This window comes from Streptomyces sp. NPDC020490 (assembly GCF_044335305.1).
Lineage (GTDB): Bacteria > Actinomycetota > Actinomycetes > Streptomycetales > Streptomycetaceae > Streptomyces.
This window is the reverse complement of the sequence record NZ_JBIRUY010000005.1, coordinates 146,225-164,591: the sequence shown is the minus strand read 5'-3', so window position 1 is coordinate 164,591 and position 18,367 is coordinate 146,225. Positions and strand designations below refer to the sequence as shown.

At 71.3% G+C, this 18,367-nt stretch carries 16 protein-coding genes and 1 tRNA gene; 3 read left to right on the top strand and 14 right to left on the bottom strand.

Annotated elements, in window-relative coordinates:
* Nucleotides 1–290 precede the first annotated feature (290 nt).
* A complete protein-coding gene (locus tag ACH4ZX_RS08475; protein WP_398269490.1) occupies nt 291–1,613 on the top strand; it encodes an RNA-guided endonuclease InsQ/TnpB family protein in 1,323 nt (440 codons plus the stop codon).
* A gap of 46 nt (nt 1,614–1,659) precedes the next feature.
* Nucleotides 1,660–2,715, top strand: coding sequence for a LacI family DNA-binding transcriptional regulator (locus tag ACH4ZX_RS08470; RefSeq protein ID WP_398269487.1), 1,056 nt, complete (start codon nt 1,660–1,662; stop codon nt 2,713–2,715).
* Nucleotides 2,716–2,811: 96 nt separating this feature from the next.
* Here the strand turns inward: ACH4ZX_RS08470 and ACH4ZX_RS08465 are convergent, their stop codons facing one another.
* The 5 genes from ACH4ZX_RS08465 to ACH4ZX_RS08445 all read right to left on the bottom strand — a co-directional run bounded on the left by ACH4ZX_RS08465 (nt 2,812) and on the right by ACH4ZX_RS08445 (nt 6,286).
* The gene (locus tag ACH4ZX_RS08465; protein WP_398269484.1) at nt 2,812–3,309 is read right to left on the bottom strand and encodes a GNAT family N-acetyltransferase; all 498 of its coding nucleotides are present in this window, start codon (nt 3,307–3,309) and stop codon (nt 2,812–2,814) included.
* A 66-nt stretch (nt 3,310–3,375) separates the two neighbouring features.
* Nucleotides 3,376–3,448, bottom strand: a tRNA-His gene (locus tag ACH4ZX_RS08460).
* Nucleotides 3,449–3,564: 116 nt separating this feature from the next.
* Nucleotides 3,565–4,167 carry an oligoribonuclease gene (orn, locus tag ACH4ZX_RS08455; RefSeq protein ID WP_360759873.1) on the bottom strand — a complete coding sequence of 201 codons (603 nt, stop codon included), beginning with the start codon at nt 4,165–4,167 and terminating at the stop codon, nt 3,565–3,567.
* Between the two features lie 151 nt (nt 4,168–4,318).
* Complete coding sequence (locus tag ACH4ZX_RS08450; protein WP_398269480.1) at nt 4,319–5,575, bottom strand: helix-turn-helix domain-containing protein; 1,257 nt, start codon at nt 5,573–5,575, stop codon at nt 4,319–4,321.
* A gap of 378 nt (nt 5,576–5,953) precedes the next feature.
* Nucleotides 5,954–6,286 carry a hypothetical protein gene (locus ACH4ZX_RS08445; protein WP_398269477.1) on the bottom strand — a complete coding sequence of 111 codons (333 nt, stop codon included), beginning with the start codon at nt 6,284–6,286 and terminating at the stop codon, nt 5,954–5,956.
* Between the two features lie 315 nt (nt 6,287–6,601).
* Between ACH4ZX_RS08445 and ACH4ZX_RS08440 the strand changes: the two genes are divergently transcribed.
* Nucleotides 6,602–7,129, top strand: coding sequence for a universal stress protein (locus tag ACH4ZX_RS08440; RefSeq protein WP_398269474.1), 528 nt, complete (start codon nt 6,602–6,604; stop codon nt 7,127–7,129).
* A 390-nt stretch (nt 7,130–7,519) separates the two neighbouring features.
* Here ACH4ZX_RS08440 and glmS read toward each other — a convergent pair whose 3' ends face one another.
* The 9 genes from glmS to ACH4ZX_RS08395 form a co-directional block, all read right to left on the bottom strand.
* Nucleotides 7,520–9,337, bottom strand: a complete 1,818-nt coding sequence (gene glmS / locus ACH4ZX_RS08435; RefSeq protein WP_360759863.1) for a glutamine--fructose-6-phosphate transaminase (isomerizing) — start codon at nt 9,335–9,337, stop codon at nt 7,520–7,522.
* Between the two features lie 14 nt (nt 9,338–9,351).
* Nucleotides 9,352–9,609 (bottom strand): hypothetical protein, encoded by a 258-nt coding sequence (locus ACH4ZX_RS08430; protein WP_324784019.1) that lies wholly within the window; start codon nt 9,607–9,609, stop codon nt 9,352–9,354.
* 104 nt (nt 9,610–9,713) lie between these two features.
* Entirely contained in the window at nt 9,714–10,604 is an 891-nt protein-coding gene (locus tag ACH4ZX_RS08425) for a DUF4429 domain-containing protein (protein ID WP_398269469.1), read from the bottom strand.
* 147 nt (nt 10,605–10,751) lie between these two features.
* Nucleotides 10,752–12,521, bottom strand: coding sequence for an IucA/IucC family protein (locus ACH4ZX_RS08420; protein ID WP_398269466.1), 1,770 nt, complete (start codon nt 12,519–12,521; stop codon nt 10,752–10,754).
* Nucleotides 12,518–13,096, bottom strand: a complete 579-nt coding sequence (locus ACH4ZX_RS08415; RefSeq protein ID WP_398269463.1) for a GNAT family N-acetyltransferase — start codon at nt 13,094–13,096, stop codon at nt 12,518–12,520. The genes ACH4ZX_RS08420 and ACH4ZX_RS08415 overlap by 4 nt, the downstream gene beginning before the upstream one ends.
* Entirely contained in the window at nt 13,093–14,376 is a 1,284-nt protein-coding gene (locus tag ACH4ZX_RS08410) for a lysine N(6)-hydroxylase/L-ornithine N(5)-oxygenase family protein (protein WP_398269461.1), read from the bottom strand. Before ACH4ZX_RS08410 ends, ACH4ZX_RS08415 begins: the two co-directional genes overlap by 4 nt.
* Nucleotides 14,360–15,802, bottom strand: coding sequence for a lysine decarboxylase DesA (desA, locus tag ACH4ZX_RS08405; protein WP_398269459.1), 1,443 nt, complete (start codon nt 15,800–15,802; stop codon nt 14,360–14,362). Before desA ends, ACH4ZX_RS08410 begins: the two co-directional genes overlap by 17 nt.
* Before the next feature lie 224 nt (nt 15,803–16,026).
* Nucleotides 16,027–17,073, bottom strand: a complete 1,047-nt coding sequence (locus ACH4ZX_RS08400; protein WP_398269456.1) for an ABC transporter substrate-binding protein — start codon at nt 17,071–17,073, stop codon at nt 16,027–16,029.
* A 127-nt stretch (nt 17,074–17,200) separates the two neighbouring features.
* A complete protein-coding gene (locus ACH4ZX_RS08395; RefSeq protein WP_360756764.1) occupies nt 17,201–18,361 on the bottom strand; it encodes an acyl-CoA dehydrogenase family protein in 1,161 nt (386 codons plus the stop codon).
* Between the last annotated feature and the right edge of the window lie 6 nt (nt 18,362–18,367).

The window sequence follows — 18,367 nt, the reverse complement described above, 5'->3', positions numbered from 1 at the left end:
CTTGCTGCGGCTCGGGCGGGGAACGTGCGGGACATGTATGTGTCAGGTACCGTGGGAGCGCTCCCACAGGTGATGTGTTGAAGGTTCGTCGGTTCGGGCGGGGGTGTCAAGGGAGCGGGCACGGCTATATCGCTTCGAGATGTTTCTTTCGCTGAATCCATGCCGTCGGTGCTCTGGACAGCGGTGCCGTCGACGTGGACGGCGGGGAGACGCGAACTCTTGCTCACTCGTCCGAGGGAGGTTGATCTGTTCGTATGCGACGTGCTGATCACGCGGATAGCCTCCATGGAGTGAAGCTGGTTGTGCAGGTCAAACTGATGCCCACACCCGCTCAGGCCACTGCCCTCGACGCGACCCTGCGCGCTTGCAACGAGGCCGCTTCCTGGGTTGCCGAGGTGGCGTTCGCGGCCAGGGATTTCAGGATCTTCGCCCTGCGCAAGCGCTGCTACGCCGAGGTCAGGCATCGTTGGCGGCTGGGGGCCCAGGCCGCTCAGCACGTCGTCAAGAAGACGGCCGACGCCTACACAGTGATGCGTGCGACTGTGAACGCACCCGCTTCCGTGAAGCGCTCCCGAAAGCATAGGGACGTGTCCCGGCCCGTGGCGTTCCGCCCGCAGTCGGCGCAGCCGTACGACGACCGCATGCTGTCCTGGCAGACGGCGAGCCGCACGGTGGCCCTGTGGACGGTCGAAGGACGGCTCAAGCAGGTCGCCTTCACGGGCAGTCCCCGTCAGCTCGACATGCTCGCTCGGTACCGCAGAGGCGAGTCGGACCTCGTGAAGCGGGACGGTGCCTTTTTCCTGCACGCAGTCTGCGAGGTACCGGAAGCCGCGCTGAACACCGGGCCGGTGGACTTCCTCGGCGTGGACCTGGGGATCGTGGACATCGCCACCACCAGCGACGGCGAGATCATGTCAGGCCGGCAGCTCAACCGCTGCCGGGTGCGGGATCGTGCGTTGCGGAGCAAGCTGCACGGTAAGAAGACCAAGTCCGCGAAGCGTCGTGCGCGGCGCCGGTGCCGCAAGGAAGCGCGGCGGACGCGGGACATCAATCACAAGATCGCGAAGAGGATCGTGGCCGAGGCTGAACGCACCGGGCGCGGTGTCGGTCTGGAGGACCTGACCGGCATCCGTGGACGGGTACGGCTTGGCAAGCCCCAACGGGCCACGCTCCACACCTGGGCTTTCGCCCAGCTCAGAAGGTTCATCGCGTACAAGGCCCGTCTGGCCGGTGTGCCGGTGGTGTACGTCGATCCGGCGTACACCTCGCGCACCTGTGCCGAGTGCGGGCACCTGGACAAGGCGAATCGGGTCTCCCAGGCCTGGTTCGCGTGCCGGGCCTGCGGATTCGTTGATCGCGCGGACCGGAATGCCTCCCGCAACATCCGTGCCAGGGCATGGATGTCGTGGCGACGCGGGGCCCGGTCAGCGGCCCCTGCCGTCCCGGAACCGGGAACGGCTGGACGCGTGCGACGCATCACCGCCAGTGGTGCCCGCGACGCAAGCCCCGGTCGCGCAGGCGACGGGCGGCTGACTTGTCGGCCTGTCGACCGGTACCCGGTGGGGCTGCGTGGCAGCCCCGGTGACGGTCGTTCCGACGGACATGACTGTTAGATTCCAAGGCCAGCGTGATGATGACGGCGGGAAGGCGGCGAAGCCCATGGCAAGCCACGGAGTGCGGGGGCGCAGCGGCGGGCGGCCCACCCTCGAGGAGGTCGCCGCCCGCGCCGGTGTGGGCCGGGGTACGGTCTCCCGGGTGATCAACGGCTCGCCGCGGGTGAGCGAGGCGACGCGTGCCGCCGTCGAGGCGGCGGTCGCGGAGCTGGGCTACGTGCCGAACACGGCGGCCCGTGCGCTCGCCGCCAACCGGACCGACGCGATCGCCCTGGTCGTGCCCGAGCCGGAGACACGTTTCTTCGCCGAGCCGTACTTCTCCGACATGCTCAAGGGCGTCGGCGCCGCGTTGTCGGACACGGAGATGCAGCTTCTGCTGATATTCGCCGGCAGCGACCGCGAGCGCCGCCGCCTGGCGGAGTACCTGGCCGCGCACCGGGTGGACGGTGTCCTGCTGGTGTCGGTGCACGCGGACGACCCGTTGCCCGACATGCTGGCGCAGCTGGAGATCCCGGCGGTGATCAGCGGTCCCCGGTCGGCCGCGGAGACGCTGACGTCGGTGGACTCGGACAACTACGGCGGCGGGCGCTCGGCCGTGGAGCACCTGCTGTCCCGCGGCCACCGCAAGATCGCCCACATCACCGGCCGCCTCGACGTCTACGGTGCCCAGCGCCGTGTCGACGGCTACCGTGACGCCCTGCGCGACGCGGGGCAGGAGGTCGACGAGCGGCTGATCGAGCCGGGCGACTTCACGGAGGAGGGCGGCCGCCGGGCGATGACGAAGCTGCTGGCCCGTTCTCCGGACCTGGACGCCGTCTTCGCGGGCTCGGACGTCATGGCGGCCGGCGCCCGTCAGGTGCTGCGCGAGGAGGGCCGCCGCATCCCCGACGACGTGGCCCTGGTGGGTTACGACGACTCGGCGATAGCCCGCCACATGGACCCGCCGCTGACCAGTGTCCGCCAGCCCATCGCGGAGATGGGCCGCCGCATGATCGACCTCCTGATGTCGGAGATCGCCGACCGCCGCCCGGCCGTGTCGCGCGGCCTGGAGCGCCGCCAGATGGTCCTGGCGACGGAGCTGGTGCCGCGAGCGTCCTCCTGAACCGGCCCGGCCGCTGAGGATCGCGCGGGCGCGGGCGCGGGCGCGGGCGCGGTGGCGATGACGGTCGCGGGCGCGGTGGCGGTGGGGATGGCGGTGTCAGGCGCGCAGGTCGAGGCGCCAGCGGGTCTCGCCGTCCTGCTCCTCGTCCGTCGGCGCCAGTCCGGCGGCCGTGGCGACGGCGGCGGAGGCCGCGTGGGCGGGGTGGATGTGGGCGATCACCGTGCGCGTGGAGCGCCGGCCCAGCCAGCCGACGAGGGCGCGGGCCGCCTCGCGGGCGTGGCCGCGGCCCTGCCAGGGGGTGCCGACGACCCAGGCGATCTCCGCGACCGGTCCGGTGACCGTGGCCTGGACGGTTCCCACGAGGCGGGCGTCGGCGCGGCTGTGCAGCACCCAGTTGCACCAGGAGACGGCCGGGTCGGGGGATCCGGCGACGAGACGTTCGTAGCGGGTCCGCAGGGCGTCGGGGGAGGCGGGGGAGCCGCCGGTGAAGGCGTGCAGGGCGGGGTCCGACAGCACGGCGGCCATCTCGTCGGCGTGGTCGACGCGCAGCGGGAGGAGGTCGAGGCGGGGGGTGCTGATGACATCGGCGCGCACGAGGGCCTCCGGGAAACGAGTCAGCCGGTGACCCCGCTTTCGCGAGGTCACCGGCTGGTGACTCAGGGTGAGTGACGGGACTCGAACCCGCGACATCCTGGACCACAACCAGGTGCTCTACCAGCTGAGCTACACCCACCATGACCGGAGGTTCAGATCTGTGGTTTCCCTGACCGGCCGAGAAAAAGTGTACAGGGTCCGAAGGGGTGCTCGCGCCCGGCTTTCGCGGCGCCCCTCCGGGCGGCCCCGGAAGGCCTACCGCCCAGGCAGGACGTGCTTCGCGGCGATCGCCTTGGCGGTGTCCGAGTCGGGGCCGGGCTGCGGCACGAAGATCGCCTCCCGGTAGTAGCGCAGCTCGGCGATCGACTCGCGGATGTCGGCGAGGGCGCGGTGGTTGCCGTTCTTCTCGGGGCTGTTGAAGTACGCCCGCGGGTACCAGCGCCGGGCCAGCTCCTTTATGGAGGAGACGTCGACGATGCGGTAGTGGAGGTAGTCCTCCAGCGTGGGCATGTCCCGCAGCAGGAAGCCGCGGTCGGTGCCGACGGAGTTCCCGCACAGCGGGGCCTTGCCGGGCTCCTTGACGTGTTCGCGGACGTACGTCAGGACCTGCTCCTCGGCGTCGGCCAGCGTCGTGCCGCCGGCGAGCTCGTTCAGCAGCCCGGACGCGGTGTGCATCTGACGCACCACCTCCGGCATCGTCTCCAGTGCCGAGTCCGGCGGGCGGATGACGATGTCCACGCCCTCGCCGAGCACGTTCAGCTCGGAGTCGGTGACGAGGGCGGCAACCTCGATGAGCGCGTCGTCGGACAGCGAGAGGCCGGTCATCTCGCAGTCGATCCACACCATGCGATCGTTCATGCGACCACCCTAAAGCTGACGTCCGGCTTTGGGACGCCCGGTGCCGGTGCCGACGCCGGGGCAGAGCCTGGGCGGACGCCGGACCGCGGGACGGGAACCGGCTGTGGACGCCGGACGGGTGGAGCGGGTCCGTCCGTCCGGCGTCGCCGGATCAGGTGCCGCTGCGCTGTCCCGGCACGGCCGCCCGGGCGGCCAGGTAGGCGTCGCGGCCGTTGTCGGACGCGGACGCCGCCGCGTACGCCGAGGCCGGTGACGGCGCCGAGCTCATCGCACTCGCCGCGGTGCGGCGGGTCTGCGGCGGCACCGGCCCCTCCGGGTGCAGCGCCGGCGCCGGTCCGGGGGCGCCGACGGGTGCCGCCGGGCCCTCCGGCTCGACCGGCCGCTCGCTCTGCGGCCGCCGGGCCCGGTACGCCGCCCGGTACGCGGCCGGGGACGAGCCCAGCTGTCGGCGGAAGTGGCCGCGCAGGGCCACCGGGGAGCGGAAGCCGCAGCGTCCGGCCACCTCGTCCACCGAGTAGTCCGACGTCTCCAGCAGGCGCTGCGCCTGCAGCACGCGCTGGGTGATCAGCCACTGCAGGGGAGCGCTCCCGGTGAGCGAGCGGAAGCGGCGGTCGAAGGTGCGCCGGCTCATGTAGGCGCGCGCCGCGAGGGTCTCCACGTCGAACTGCTCGTGGAGGTGCTCCAGCGCCCAGGCGACGACCTCGGCGAGCGGGTCGGCGCCGATCTCCTCGGGTAAAGAACGGTCCAGGTAGCGCTCCTGGCCTCCTGTCCGGCGCGGCGGGACGACCAGTCGGCGGGCGAGCGCGCCGGCCGCCTCGTTGCCGTGGTCGGTCCGCACGATGTGCAGGCACAGGTCGATTCCGGCCGCGGTGCCGGCCGAGGTGAGCACGTCCCCGTCGTCGACGAAGAGTTCTCTCGGATCGACGTGGACCGACGGGTAGCGCTTGGCCAGCGTCGGTGCGTACATCCAGTGTGTGGTCGCCGGGCGGCCGTCCAGCAGGCCGGCCGCGGCGAGGACGAAGGCGCCGGTGCACAGCCCGACGATGCGGGCGCCCTCCTCGTGGGCCCGGCGCAGTGCGTCGAGCGCCTCCTCCGGCGGCGGCGAGGTGATCGAGCGCCAGGCCGGCACGACGACCGTGCCCGCGCGTGAGATCGCCTCCAGCCCGTGTGGCGCGGTCAGTTCCAGGCCCCCTGTGGTCCGCAGCGGGCCTTCCTCACCGGCCGCCACCAACAGGCGGTAGCGCGGTACGCCGGCGTCCTGGCGGTCGATTCCGAACACCGACAGCGGAATGGAACTCTCGAAGATGGGGCCGCCGCTGAACAGCAGCACCGCGACGATCTCCTTGCGGCGTCGCCCGGAAAGCTTCCGGGCCGCGGCTTCCGGCGCGGCAGTGGAGTCGTGGCTCATCCTGCTAAGCCCCCCTCGGTGGTCGCGGCTCCTCGGTTGTGTCGCTCCTGCACGTTTCCCCTCGGTCCTGCACGAGTCCCCCGCCGTAAGACGTCAAGATCGAATCTACTGTGTCCCGTGGTGCCGGGGTGACCGACTTCGGCAACCGGCACATTGTCGACATGGCAACTTGGCGTGAAGCATTCGATCACGAAGCGTTGCACTCGTGGGCCGTGCAGGGAAGTGCGCCTCGTGGCGGTGGCCAATCCGCATAGGGTGCGTGGGGCCCTCGACCCCCTGTCCGTGCAGGTGGAACGGGGGTTGGGGGGTGGTCGGGCCAAAGGATGCGCGGTGTCCAGAAGTTGGCTGAAAAGATGCGCTTGCGTGCGCGGAAACCGGTCAGCCGACCGGTGTATTTCCCCCGCTGTGACGTCCGCCTCGGTGCGGGCCCGGTCCGGCCCCGTGACGGCGGTCGCGGTGCGGGGCCCGCGCACCGGCCGGCGGCCGGGCCGCGCCGCGCTCCGAACGGCGCAGCAGCAGGCGGCAGACGGCCGTGACGGCGGCGAGCCCGCCGGCCGTGCCCGCGGCGCCGGCGAGGGAGGTGCCGCACCACAGCAGGACCACCGGGACCAGGAAGCAGCTGAAGGCCGCCCAGCGGACGAGGCCGGTCGCGGAGTCCGGGGGCGGGGCGCTCCGGCGGGGGCGGTCGGGAGTGCGGTGCGGTGCGGCCATGCGTGTGCTCCCTGGGACGGCGGTCACCGGGTTCAACGCCTGTTCGACCGGGCGGTCACTGTACGCCTCGGCCGGGCGGGCGGCGCGGACACCTGAACCCCGGGCGAACCGCCTGTACATCGCAGCAACCATTGCGTGACGGGCGCACCCTCGTGCATGCTCCCTGGAACCCCTGCCGGGTCGTGGGCGGGGTCTGGGCTAAGGAGGCGTGCCGCCGTACCCTTGGGGGTATGGGGTTGGGAAGATGATTCCCGGACACAGCTCCGCCGCACACTGTCGTCCCACCCGATCAAGGATCACAACGCCGAGACAGCCATGGCCGGTCACGAATTCTTCGAACCCGCGGACCGCAAGCGGCCGGTCGCCGACCCCACGGCGGCCGATCCCCTGGCGGCGGAAGAGCCACGCCATTCCTGCGATCCCGCCTTCAAGCACGGCGTCGTCGTGGGATTCGACGGCTCGACCTCCAGTGAGCGCGCCCTCGCTTACGCCGTCGGCATGGCCCACCGCTCCGGCTCGGGCCTGATCATCGTCCACGTCGCCAACCGGCTGCCCACCACGGTGTGGGCGGGCTGCGAGCCGCCGGTCTTCGTCGACGTGCCCGACCACCGCACCGAGGTGCTCGGGCTGGAGCTGGCCTGTGCCGACCATCTCGCCGAGGTGCCCTGGATCCTGGTCGAGCGCGGCGGCGACATCTGCCACGAGCTCGAGGAGGTCGGGCGGGAGTACGAGGCGGACGCGATCGTCGTCGGCTCCACGCACGGCATCGTGGGCCGTATCTTCGGCTCCGTCGCGGGGCGGCTGGCCAAGCGGGCGCGACGGCCCGTGGTGGTCATCCCGTAGCTCCCGTAGTCCCGTTGCTCCCGTTGCTCCCGCAGCTCCCGCAGCTCCCGCAGCTCCCGTAGCTCCCGTAGTCCCGCAGTTCCCGTGGTCCTTGTTGCTCCCGCGGACCTCGGGGGCCGCCGTGTCACGCACCGTCAACTCCCCTGCGGGCGGCTCGAATCTACTGGCGCGTAGGGGTGTCCGCGTTTTTGCACAGGGCATATATCGCTCACGTACCCGTGTTCGACGGGCTGCCTGCCGGGGGTGTGACGGCCGCCGGCCGGGGCAGCCGAGGGCCGAGGGCCGCGGGGCGTGGGCGGCCCCGGCCGCTGAGAGGAGCGACCCCCTGTGCTGGTGGCACACAGGGGGTCGTTCGGTCCGGTCCGCGCGCGGCCGGCGACTGGGACGGACCTACTCCACCGTCACGGACTTGGCGAGGTTGCGCGGCTTGTCGATGTCCCGGCCCAGGGACAAGGCCGTGTGGTAGGCGAGGAGTTGGAGGGGGATGCCCATCAGGATCGGGTCCAGCTCGTCCTCGTTCTTCGGGACCACGATCGTCTGGTCGGCCTTCTCCTGGTGCTGGTGGGCCACCGCCAGGATGCGGCCGCTGCGGGCCTTGATCTCCTCCATGGCCGCGCGGTTCTTCTCCAGCAGGTCGTCGTCGGGGACGATGGCGACCGTCGGCAGGGCCGGCTCGATGAGGGCCAGCGGGCCGTGCTTGAGCTCGGAGGCCGGGTACGCCTCGGCGTGGATGTAGGAGACCTCCTTCAGCTTCAGCGAGGCCTCGCGGGCCACCGGGTAGCCCCGGACGCGGCCGATGAAGAGCATCGAGCGGGCGTCGGCGAACTGCTCGGCCAGCTTCTTGATCTCCTCCTCCTGCTCCATGATCTCGGAGATCTGCGCGGGCAGCCGGCGCAGCCCCTCGATGATCCGCTTGCCGTCGCGGACGGAGAGGTCGCGGGTGCGGCCCAGGTGCAGCGCGAGCAGCGCGAAGGCGACCGTGGTGTTGGTGAAGCACTTGGTGGACACCACGCACACCTCGGGCCCGGCGTGCACGTAGATGCCGCCGTCGGCCTCGCGGGCGATCGCGGAGCCGACCACGTTGACCACGCCCAGCACCCGCGCGCCCTTGCGCTTGAGCTCCTGCACGGCGGCGAGGACGTCGTAGGTCTCGCCGGACTGGGAGACGGCGATGTACAGGGTGTCGGGGTCCACCACGGCGTTGCGGTAGCGGAACTCGGAGGCCGGCTCGGCGTCCGCGGGGATACGGGCCAGCTCCTCGATCATCTGGGCGCCGATCATGCCCGCGTGGTAGGAGGTGCCGCAGCCGAGGATCTTCACGCGGCGGATCTGGCGCGCCTCGCGGGCGTCCAGGTTCAGGCCGCCGAGGTGCACGGTGGAGAAGCGGTCGTCGATCCGGCCGCGCAGCACGCGGTCCACGGCCTCGGCCTGCTCATGGATCTCCTTGTGCATGTAGGTGTCGTGGCCGCCCATGTCGTACGACGCCGCCTCCCACTCCACGGTGGTCGGCTCGGCCGTGGTGCGGGTGCCCTCGGTGGTGTAGGTGCGGAAGTCGTCGGCCTTGAGGGTGGCCATCTCGCCGTCGTCCAGCGTGACTATCTGCCGGGTGTGGGCGACCAGGGCGGCGATGTCGGAGGCGACGAACATCTCCTTCTCGCCGATGCCGAGGACGACCGGGGAGCCGTTGCGGGCCACCACGATGCGGTCGGGGAAGTCGGCGTGCATCACGGCGATGCCGTACGTGCCCTCGATGACCCGCAGGGTCTCGCGGACCTTCTCCTCCAGCTTCTCGGCCTGGGAGCGGGCGATGAGGTGGACGAGGACCTCGGTGTCGGTCTCGGAGAGGAACTCCACGCCGTCCGCCTCCAGCTTGCGGCGCAGGTCGGAGGCGTTGTCGATGATGCCGTTGTGGACGACGGCGACCTTGCCCTCGGCGTCCAGGTGCGGGTGGGCGTTGACGTCGGAGGGGGCGCCGTGGGTGGCCCAGCGGGTGTGGGCGATGCCGGTGGTGCCCTTGAAGCGCGCCGGGACCTTGGCCTCCAGGTCGCGGACCCGGCCCTTGGCCTTGACCATCTTCAGTCCGGCCGTCTTCGGGGACGTGACGACGATGCCCGCCGAGTCGTAGCCGCGGTACTCCAGCCGCTGCAGGCCCTCGAGCAGCAGCGGGGCGACGTCACGCTTCCCGATGTATCCGACAATTCCGCACATGAAAGATGTGTCCCTCAGCCGTAGACGATGCGGCGCAGCTGCCGGAGCGTGAGCTCCGGAGGTGCCACCGCCCGGTATTTCAGGTCCGCCTCGATCCGTTCGAAGATCGTCGAGTTCACCAGGCCCTGGGCCTGCAGCTCGCGGTGGCGGCGACGGACGTACTGCTCGGTCGTCTCGTCGAAGTAGGCGAGCACGTCCTGGATCACCCGCAGTGCCTCGCCCCGGCTCAGGGGCGTGGTCCGCGTCAGGTGATCTACGAGTTCGTCGTGCACCGGTAGATCATGGGGCACCGGAGGCGGTTTCGCAAGAATCCTGCCCGATTTCGGGCAAGGGGTTGGTGGAACCCCTGTGCGGGGCGCACGGCGGCGGGCGGTTCTCACATGCGCTTGAGGACCGCCTGCTTGGCCAGGGCGAACTCCTCGTCCGTGAGGACCCCCGCGCGGTGCAGGTCGCCCAGCTCGCGCAGCCGCCGCAGCAGCGCGTCGTGGTCGTCCTCGCGGGCCGGCCCGGGCGGCTCGGGGAGCTGCGGGCGCGGCGTCGGCGGTTCCGGCTCCGGCGCGGCAGCCTTCGACGGGTGCGGCAGCCGGGCCTGCACGGCCGCCGCGACCAGCGCCATCAGCGGGTCCTTCTTGAAACCCCACAGCTCGACGGCGTTGGGGTCGTACTTGGGCGGCGCCTCGGTCGCCGCGTCCTTCACGGTGAAGCGCAGGTGCCCGTTCTCCAGGCCGACGGCCGGCTGCCACTCCACGGCGGCGATGTCGGTCACGTCCAGGGTGCGGGCGCCGGCGGCGGCCTTGGCGTCCTCCGTCTTCCAGTTCCACTCCAGGCGGACGCGCTCGCCGTCGAAGCTCGCGGTGCCGTCCCCGGCGGAGACCGACAGCGGGACCGACGGTCCGGACAGCAGGAACTCGGTGACCGGGCCGGCCGGAACCTGGTCCAGCAGCAGGGCGTTGCGGACCTCGTCCGTGAAGTACTCGGCGACGCCGTGACGGTCGGGCTCGACGATCAGCTGGTAGGGGTCGTGGGGTTCGGTCAGCCGGCCGCCGGTCGCGTGCAGCAGCGGGTCGGCGCCGTCCCGCAGGCGCAGCCGCAGCCGGCCCGCACGCTTGCCCTGCTCGAACGAGATCCCGGCCAACGCGCCCAGCGGTACGACGAGTTCACCGAGTGCCTGGCGCAGCAGGCTGACGCTCTTGTCGCGTCCGGGAGTCAGCCGGAGGGCGTCGCCGTCGAACGCCCAGGTGCCGTCCTTCTGCAGGATTTCCGCCATGGGGGGATTGTCGCACCGGTTCCCCGGGCGGGGGCCCGTGCCGATCCGGGCGGCGGGCGCGACCGGCGCGGCGGGCGCGCCGGTGCTGCGAGCGCGGCGGGCACCCCGCGGACCGGGACCGTGCCGCGGGGTGCCGCTCGTGCCGGGTCAGAACCGCGCCAGAGGGTTCCTCAGGGTGCCGACGAGCTGGAGCGCGCCGGACGGGTCGGCCAGGTCCACCATCTGCCGGTTGTCGCGCAGTTGGAGCCGGTTGAGGCAGGACAGGGCGAACTCCGGCGCGAACAGGTCGTACCGGGCGAACCGGTCGGCGAGCCCGGGCGCCGACTCCTGGTACTCGCGGGTGACGTCGGCGACCGTCCGCCAGAAGCCGTCCTCCTCCAGGATCCCCTCGGTGGCGAGGTTCGCGGCGAGGAAGCGGAAGAAGCAGTCGAAGACGTCCGTGAAGACCGACAGCAGCCTTTGTTCCTCCGGGACTTCCACGCGGATGCGCCGCACCTCGGGCGGCAGGTCCGCGTCCGGGTCCAGGACGGCGATCTCCTCGGCGATGTCCTTGTAGACCGCCCGCCGCACCACGCCGTCCCTCAGCACCAGGATCACGTTCTCGCCGTGCGGCATGTAGACCAGGCCGTAGGCGTAGAAGCTGTGCAGCAGCGGGACGTAGTAGGCCCGCAGGTAGTGCCGCAGCCATTCGGCCGGGGCGAGGCCCGACCGCTCGATCAGCGCGCCCGCGACGGACGCGCCCTCGTGGTCGACGTGCAGCAGGCAGGCCATGGTGGCCAGGGACTCGCCGTCCGCCAGCGAGGGGACCGGGCTCTCCCGCCACAGCGCCGCCAGCATCTTGCGGTACGGCGAGTGGCGGTCGGTCGCCTTCTCGTACTCCAGGTGCCGGTAGCCGACCGCGGCCCGCTCACGGATGATCGTCAGGCCGGTCGCCCGCAGCACCGGGTCCGCCTCGACGAGCCGGGCCAGCCAGTCGTTGATCGCCGGGGTGGCCTCCATGTAGGCGGCCGAGAGGCCCCGCATGAAGCCCATGTTGAGCACGGACAGGGCCGTCTTGACGTAGTGCTTTTCCGGGTGGGAGACGTTGAAGAAGGTCCGCACCGACTGCTGGGCCAGGTACTCGTCGTCGCCCTCGCCCAGGCACACCAGGTGCCCGCGGGCGACCTCGGCGGCGAAGGTGACGGCGAGCTTGTTCCACCACTGCCAGGGGTGCACGGGGATCAGCAGGTAGTCGGCCGGGTCCAGGCCCCGGCCGGTGAGCGTGCGGTGGAAGCGCTCGACGGTCGCGGCGCCCAGCTCCCGCCGGACGAACGTCTCGTACTCGATCCCGGCGCCGGCCGTGAACGCCGCCCGCGAGCGGTGCGCGGCCAGCCACACCAGGCGGACCGGGCTCGCGGTCTCCGGGGCGTACGACAGGTAGTCGTGGACGCCGAAGCCGAGCCGCCCGTTGTTGGCGACGAAGCAGGGGTGGCCCTCGGTCATGCCGGTCTCGACGTCCTGGAAGCCGGCGCGGGCCAGCTCGGCGGCGGTGACCGGCGGCTTGGTCAGCTTGTAGCAGATGCCCGAGACGGTGGAGGAGATCTCCTCCAGATAGACGGGCAGGATGTCGTCGCCCAGGCCCAGCGTCCGCCGCAGTTCGATGAAGAACTCCAGCGCGTTCAGCGGGAGTTCGGCACCGTCGCGGTGCCGGGTGATCGAGTCCGCGTCCACCTGCCAGTGGTCCAGGGCGCGGCGGGTGGCGGTGAACCGGTAGCGGGTCAGCCCGTCGTCGCCGCGGACGACGTACCCGTCGCCGTCCGGCTCGGGGTTGATCAGCCGCTCGTGCGCGAACTCGGCGAGCGCCTTGCGCACGAGGAGGCGGCCCGCCCGCTCCCAGCGCTCGGGGGAGAGGTGGGCCACGGCGTCGGCGAGGCTCACGCGACCGCCCCCGTCGCTGCCCGGAACCGCTCCCGGGTGCAGACGCTCAGCAGCGCCCGCTTCTCCGGCTTCTCGATCTCGCGCACGGGTTCAAAGCCGACGGCCTCGTTCAGGGCGTGGACGGCCTTGTTGCGCACGTCCGGCTCGACCACGACGCGGGCGGCCGCCGAATCCGCGAAGAGGTGCGCCAGCACGGCGGTGATGACGGCGCGGGTGAAGCCGTGCTCGGGCGTGTCGGTGGCCGGCACCAGGAAGTGCATGCCGACGTCACCCGGCTCGGGCTCGTACAGGCCGGTCAGTTCGCGGTGCGCGGGGTCGTACTTCTCCATCAGGAAGGCGGGTTCGCCGTCGCGCAGGCCGAGCAGGGCGTGGTGGTGCTCGTCGGCGGCGATCTCCAGGTAGGCGCGCTCGACGTCCTCCTGCCGGGCGTCCGCCATCATCCAGAAGGCCGCCTTGGGATGCGTCACCCAGCGGTGCAGCAGCTCGCCGTCCGCCAGGGGGTCGACGGGCCGGAAGGTGAAGGCCGTGTACGGAGTCGTGCGCTGGGTCGTCTGCCGGGTCGTCTGCCGGTTCATACGCCGAACTCCTGGAACGCGATGGTCTTCTCGACCGGGTAGTACTCGCCGCCGAGCAGCTCGCGGATGATGCAGCTGTTGCGGTACGGGCCCATGCCGAGGTCGGGTGAGGTGACGCTGTGCGTGTGCACGCCGGCGTTCTGCAGGAACACGCCCCGGCCGGTGACGTCGACGGCGTAGTTGCGGCCCACGTCGAAGCGGCCGTGGCCGTCGAAGCGGAGGCGGTCGCGGACCGGGTCGAGGAAGGCCGGGGGTTCGTAGTGGTAGCCGGTGGCCAGCACCAGGCCCTCGGTGCGGATCTCGAAGTCCTTGCCCTGCTCGTCGTGGTGGAAGCCGAGCGTGTAGCCGCCGTTCTCGTGACGGGCGTGCACCAGCGAGGAGTTGGTGAGCAGACGGGTGGGGACCGGGCGGCCGCCGCGCTCGGCGTTCTTCTGGTAGAGCAGGTCGAAGACCGCGTCGATCAGGTCCGAGTTGATGCCCTTGAACAGGCCCTTCTGCTGCTTCTCCAGCCGGTAGCGGGTCTCCTCGGGCAGCGCGCGGAAGTAGTCGACGTAGTCCGGGGAGGTCATCTCCAGGGTCAGTTTGGTGTATTCCAGCGGGAAGAAGCGCGGGGAGCGGGTGACCCAGTTGAGCTGGTAGCCGTGGACGTCGATCTCGCCGAGCAGCTCGTGGTAGATCTCCGCGGCGCTCTGGCCGCTGCCCACGATCGTGATCGACTTCTTCGCCCGCAGCTCCTCCCGGCGCCGCGTGTAGTCGGCGGTGTGCAGGAGGTCGCCGCCGAGCCCCCGGCACGGCTCGGGCAGGAACGGGGTGGTGCCGGTGCCGAGCACCAGGTGCCGGGCGCGGTAGGTGTCGCCCGCCGCGGTCCGCACCGCGTACAGCTCGTCCTCGTACGTCACCCGGGTGACGGTCGCGCCGAAGCGGACGCTGCTCAGCCTGCCCGCGGCCCAGCGGCAGTAGTCGTCGTACTCGACGCGCAGCGGGTAGAAGTTCTCCCGGATGTAGAAGGGATACAGCCGGCCCTTCTCCTTCAGGTAGTTGAGGAAGGAGTACGGCGAGGTCGGGTCGGCCAGGGTGACCAGGTCCGACATGAACGGCGTCTGCAGGTGGGCGCCGTCGAGGAACATGCCCGAGTGCCACTCGAAGTCCGGCTTGGACTCCAGGAAGACGCAGTCGAGTTCGGCGATCGGCTCGGTCAGGCAGGCCAGCCCGAGGTTGAACGGGCCGAGCCCGATGCCCACCAGGTCGTAGGCGCGGCTGGGTTCAGGATGCGCGGTCAAGGGACTCTCCCAGGTACTGCTCGGCGTGGCCGGCGATGAGGTCGAGGACGGCGGCGATGTCGGACGGCCGCGTCTCGGGGTTGAGCAGGGTGAACTTCAGGTAGTGGCGGCCGTCCACCTTGGTGCCCGCGACCACCGCGTCACCGGAGGCGAACAGGGCTTTGCGCGCGTGCAGGTTGGCGCGGTCGATCTCCGCGGGGTCGGTGACGGCGGCCGGGACGCAGCGGAAGACGAGGGTGGACAGGGCCGGCTCGACGACCACGTCGAAGCGGGGGTCGGCCGCCAGGAGCTCCCAGCCCTGCCGTGCCAGGTCGCACACCTCGTCGAACAGCTGCCCGATGCCGTCGGCGCCCATCGTGCGCAGCGTCATCCACAGTTTCAGCGCGTCGAAGCGGCGGGTGGTCTGCAGGGACTTGTCGACCTGGTTGGGGATGCGCTCGCGCGCCATGCGGCGCGGGTTGAGGTAGTCGGCGTGGTAGGTCGCGTGCCGCAGCGTGGCGCCGTCGCGCACCAGCACCGCGGACGAACTCACCGGCTGGAAGAAGGACTTGTGGTAGTCGACGGTGACCGAGTCGGCGCGCTCGACGCCGTCGAGGCGGTCCCGGTGCTTGAGCGAGACCAGGAGTCCGCAGCCGTAGGCGGCGTCGACGTGCATCCACGCCCCGTACCGGGCGCACAGCTCGGCGATCTCCGGCAGCGGGTCGATGGAGCCGAAGTCGGTGGTTCCGGCGGTGGCGACGACGGCCATCGGCACCAGGCCGTCCTGCCGGCAGCGCTCCAGCTCACGGGCGAGGGCGACGGTCCGCATGCGCTTGTCGCGGTCGACGGGGACGCAGACCACGGCGTCCTGGCCGAGGCCGAGCAGTTTCGCGGACTTCTGCACGCTGAAGTGACTGGCCTCGGACGCGAAGACGCGCAGGTCGGCGAGCGACGCGCGCTTGGCCTCCTCTCTGGCCAGCAGCAGTGCCTGGAGGTTGGACTGGGTGCCGCCGGAGGTGAACACGCCGTCGGCGGCGGGGCCGAAGCCGATGCGTCCGGCGGTCCAGTCGATGAGCCGTTGCTCGATGAGGGTGCCGCCGGCCGACTGGTCCCAGGTGTCGAGGGAGGAGTTGACGGCGGACAGCACCGCCTCGCCGAGCACCGCCGGGATGACGACCGGGCAGTTGAGGTGGGCGAGGTAGCGGGGGTGGTGGAAGTAGACCGCGTCCCGGAGGTAGACCTCCTCGAGCTCGTCGAGCACGGCCGCGGTGTCGTGCAGCGGCCGGTCGAGATCGATCCGCTCGATGCGGGGCGCCAGGGCGTCGACCGTGATTCCGGTGAACGGACGCTCGGTGGCGGCCAGTTGCGCGGCCACCCGCTCGACGCCTTCGGTCACGGAGCGGCGGTAGTGCTCCGCGGTCGTGTCATTGAGCAGGTGCGAGCGCATGGTGGGGGTCCTCCGGTGGGGACGGTCCGCGGCGGGGCGGACGCGGGGCGGATCCGCGAGATCAATTTAGGTTAGCCTAACCTAAGTTCGAAAGGTGAGAACCTGCCCCGTCCGTGACCGTCGTCACGCCCCTGGAGCGCCGCCGCGGCCGCCGCACGCACCGCGGCCCGCCCCGGTTCGGTGCGGGGCGGGCCGCGGTGGGGGCGTGCCGGGTGGGCGGCGGGTCAGGAGACCTTCTTCGCCTTCTCCAACGCCTCCGCGAGGCCGGTGAGCAACGGCGTGCACTTGTCGTACGACAGGATCGGCTCGGGCGAGCGGGGGATGACCTGGCCGGCCTTGACGGCGGGCAGCTTCTTCCAGGTGGCCTCGGTGATGTCGGCCGGCTGGAGGGCCGAGGTGCGGTCGTCCATCATGATGATGTCGGCCGCGTACTTGTCGACGTTCTCCCAGCTCAGGCTCTCGTACCAGCCGCCGCCCTGGGCCTTGGCCTTCTCCGGCGGCTCGACGAGGTTCACGCCGAGCGTCTTGAAGTACTCCAGGTCGATGGAGAGGTTGCTGCCGGAGACGTAGAACAGCTCCTGGCTCGCGGAGCCCGCCATCACCTTGATGTCGGGCTTGGCCTTGGCGGCCGCGCGCAGCCGGGCGGCGGCCGCCTCGAACTTCTTCTTGGCCTCGGTGACCGCGGCGGTCTTCATGTCGGCGCCGAGCGACTCGGCGAGCGCCCACATGCGCTGCAGCGGCTCGGTGAGCGGGCGGTCGTAGACGGAGAGGCCGACGCTGGGGGCCAGCTTGGCGATCTTGTCCTGTGACTCCTCGGGGACGTACCACAGGGTGCCCGCGTCGTCGAACATGGTGGAGACGAGTACGTCGGGCGCGAGGGCCGCGTACTTCTCGACGTTGAACTGGCCCCAGGTGTTGCCGAGGACCGTGACCTTGCTGATGTCCATGTCGCCGGCCTGGACGTCGGGCTTGCCGTCCGAGGTCCTGGTCGGGCCGAAGACGCCCTTCACGGAGATGCCGTAGTCGTACAGCGCGGCGGCGACGCCGGTGAACGCGACGATGCTCCGGGGGGCTTCGCCGAGCTTCACGGTCCTGCCGCGGTCGTCCTCGAAGGACCAGGGGCCGGACGCGGCGGCGGTCGTCCCGCTGCCCGAGCCCCCGCTCTTCGCGTCGTCGCCGCCGCAGGCCGCGAGCGCGGCCCCGAGGCCGAGGGCGCCGCCCGCGGCGAGGATGCCGCGGCGGGTGAGGTGGGAGGCTCTGGCGTTGGGCATGGCATGACTGCTTTCGAACAGGGCGAGACGCCCGCCGGACGAGTTCGAAGGTAGGTTAGCCTAACCTCACTACTTGTCCAGCGGGTGTCCCGCCCCGCTCGCGGTCACCGCCCCGCCGGCGGGCCGGTCAGCTCACCAGCCCCAACTCCCGTGCGATCAGCATCCGCTGGACCTCGCTGGTGCCCTCGCCGATCTCCAGGATCTTGGAGTCGCGCCACATCCGGGCCACCGGGTACTCGTTCATGAAGCCGTAGCCGCCGTGGATCTGGGTGGCGTCACGGGCGTTGTCCACCGCGATCGTCGACGAGTACAGCTTCGCCAGGGCCGCCTCCTTCTTGAACGGCTCGCCGGACACCAGCCGGGCCGCCGCGTCGCGCCAGGCCAGCCGGGCCGTGTGGGCCCGCATCTCCATGTCCGCGATCTTGAACTGGACGGCCTGGTTGGCGCCGATCGGGCGGCCGAAGGCGTGACGTTCCTTCGCGTACTTCACCGACTCGTCGACACAGCCCTGGGCGAGCCCGGTGGCCAGGGCGGCGATGGCGACGCGCCCCTCGTCCAGGATGCGCAGGAACTGCGCGTAGCCCCGGCCCTCCTCGCCCAGCAGGTTGGCCGCCGGGACGCGGACGTCCGTGAACGACAGCTCGCGGGTGTCGGACGCGTTCCAGCCGACCTTCGAGTACGCCGGCGCGACCGTGAAGCCGGGCGTGCCGGACGGGACGATGATCGCCGAGATGCGCGGCCTGCCGTCCGGCTTGCGGCCGGTGACCGCGGTGACCGTGACCAGGCCGGTGATGTCCGTGCCCGAGTTGGTGATGAAGCACTTGGTGCCGTTGATCACCCACTCGTCGGTGTCCGGGTCCAGCCGGGCGGTCGTGCGCGTCGCGCCGGCGTCCGAGCCGCCGTCCGGCTCGGTGAGCCCGAACGCGCCGAGGATCTCCCCGGAGCACAGCCGGGGCAGCCACTGCCGCTTCTGCTCCTCGGTGCCGAACAGGTGGACCGGCATCGCGCCCAGGGAGACGCCCGCCTCCAGGGTGATCGCCACCGAGGAGTCGACGCGGGCCAGCTCCTCCAGCGCCACGCCGAGCGCCAGGTAGTCGCCGCCCATGCCGCCGTACTCCTCCGGGAACGGCAGCCCGAACAGGCCCATGCGGCCCATCTCGCGGACGATCTCGTACGGGAACTCGTGGTGCTCGTAGAACTCGCCGATCTTCGGCGCCACCACGTCGTGCGCGAACTGCTCGACCGTGCGCCGCAGTTCTTCGAGTTCGGGGGAGAGACGGTAGTCCATGGCGGA

Coding starts and splice junctions, on each gene's coding strand:
- ACH4ZX_RS08395 (WP_360756764.1), bottom strand. CDS start 18,361: ATGGACTACCGTCTCTCCCCCGAACTCGAAGAACTGCGGCGCACGGTC.
- ACH4ZX_RS08400 (WP_398269456.1), bottom strand. CDS start 17,073: ATGCCCAACGCCAGAGCCTCCCACCTCACCCGCCGCGGCATCCTCGCC.
- orn (WP_360759873.1), bottom strand. CDS start 4,167: ATGAACGATCGCATGGTGTGGATCGACTGCGAGATGACCGGCCTCTCG.
- ACH4ZX_RS08445 (WP_398269477.1), bottom strand. CDS start 6,286: ATGGCCGCACCGCACCGCACTCCCGACCGCCCCCGCCGGAGCGCCCCG.
- ACH4ZX_RS08440 (WP_398269474.1), top strand. CDS start 6,602: ATGGCCGGTCACGAATTCTTCGAACCCGCGGACCGCAAGCGGCCGGTC.
- glmS (WP_360759863.1), bottom strand. CDS start 9,337: ATGTGCGGAATTGTCGGATACATCGGGAAGCGTGACGTCGCCCCGCTG.
- ACH4ZX_RS08470 (WP_398269487.1), top strand. CDS start 1,660: ATGGCAAGCCACGGAGTGCGGGGGCGCAGCGGCGGGCGGCCCACCCTC.
- ACH4ZX_RS08425 (WP_398269469.1), bottom strand. CDS start 10,604: ATGGCGGAAATCCTGCAGAAGGACGGCACCTGGGCGTTCGACGGCGAC.
- desA (WP_398269459.1), bottom strand. CDS start 15,802: ATGCGCTCGCACCTGCTCAATGACACGACCGCGGAGCACTACCGCCGC.
- ACH4ZX_RS08415 (WP_398269463.1), bottom strand. CDS start 13,096: ATGAACCGGCAGACGACCCGGCAGACGACCCAGCGCACGACTCCGTAC.
- ACH4ZX_RS08450 (WP_398269480.1), bottom strand. CDS start 5,575: ATGAGCCACGACTCCACTGCCGCGCCGGAAGCCGCGGCCCGGAAGCTT.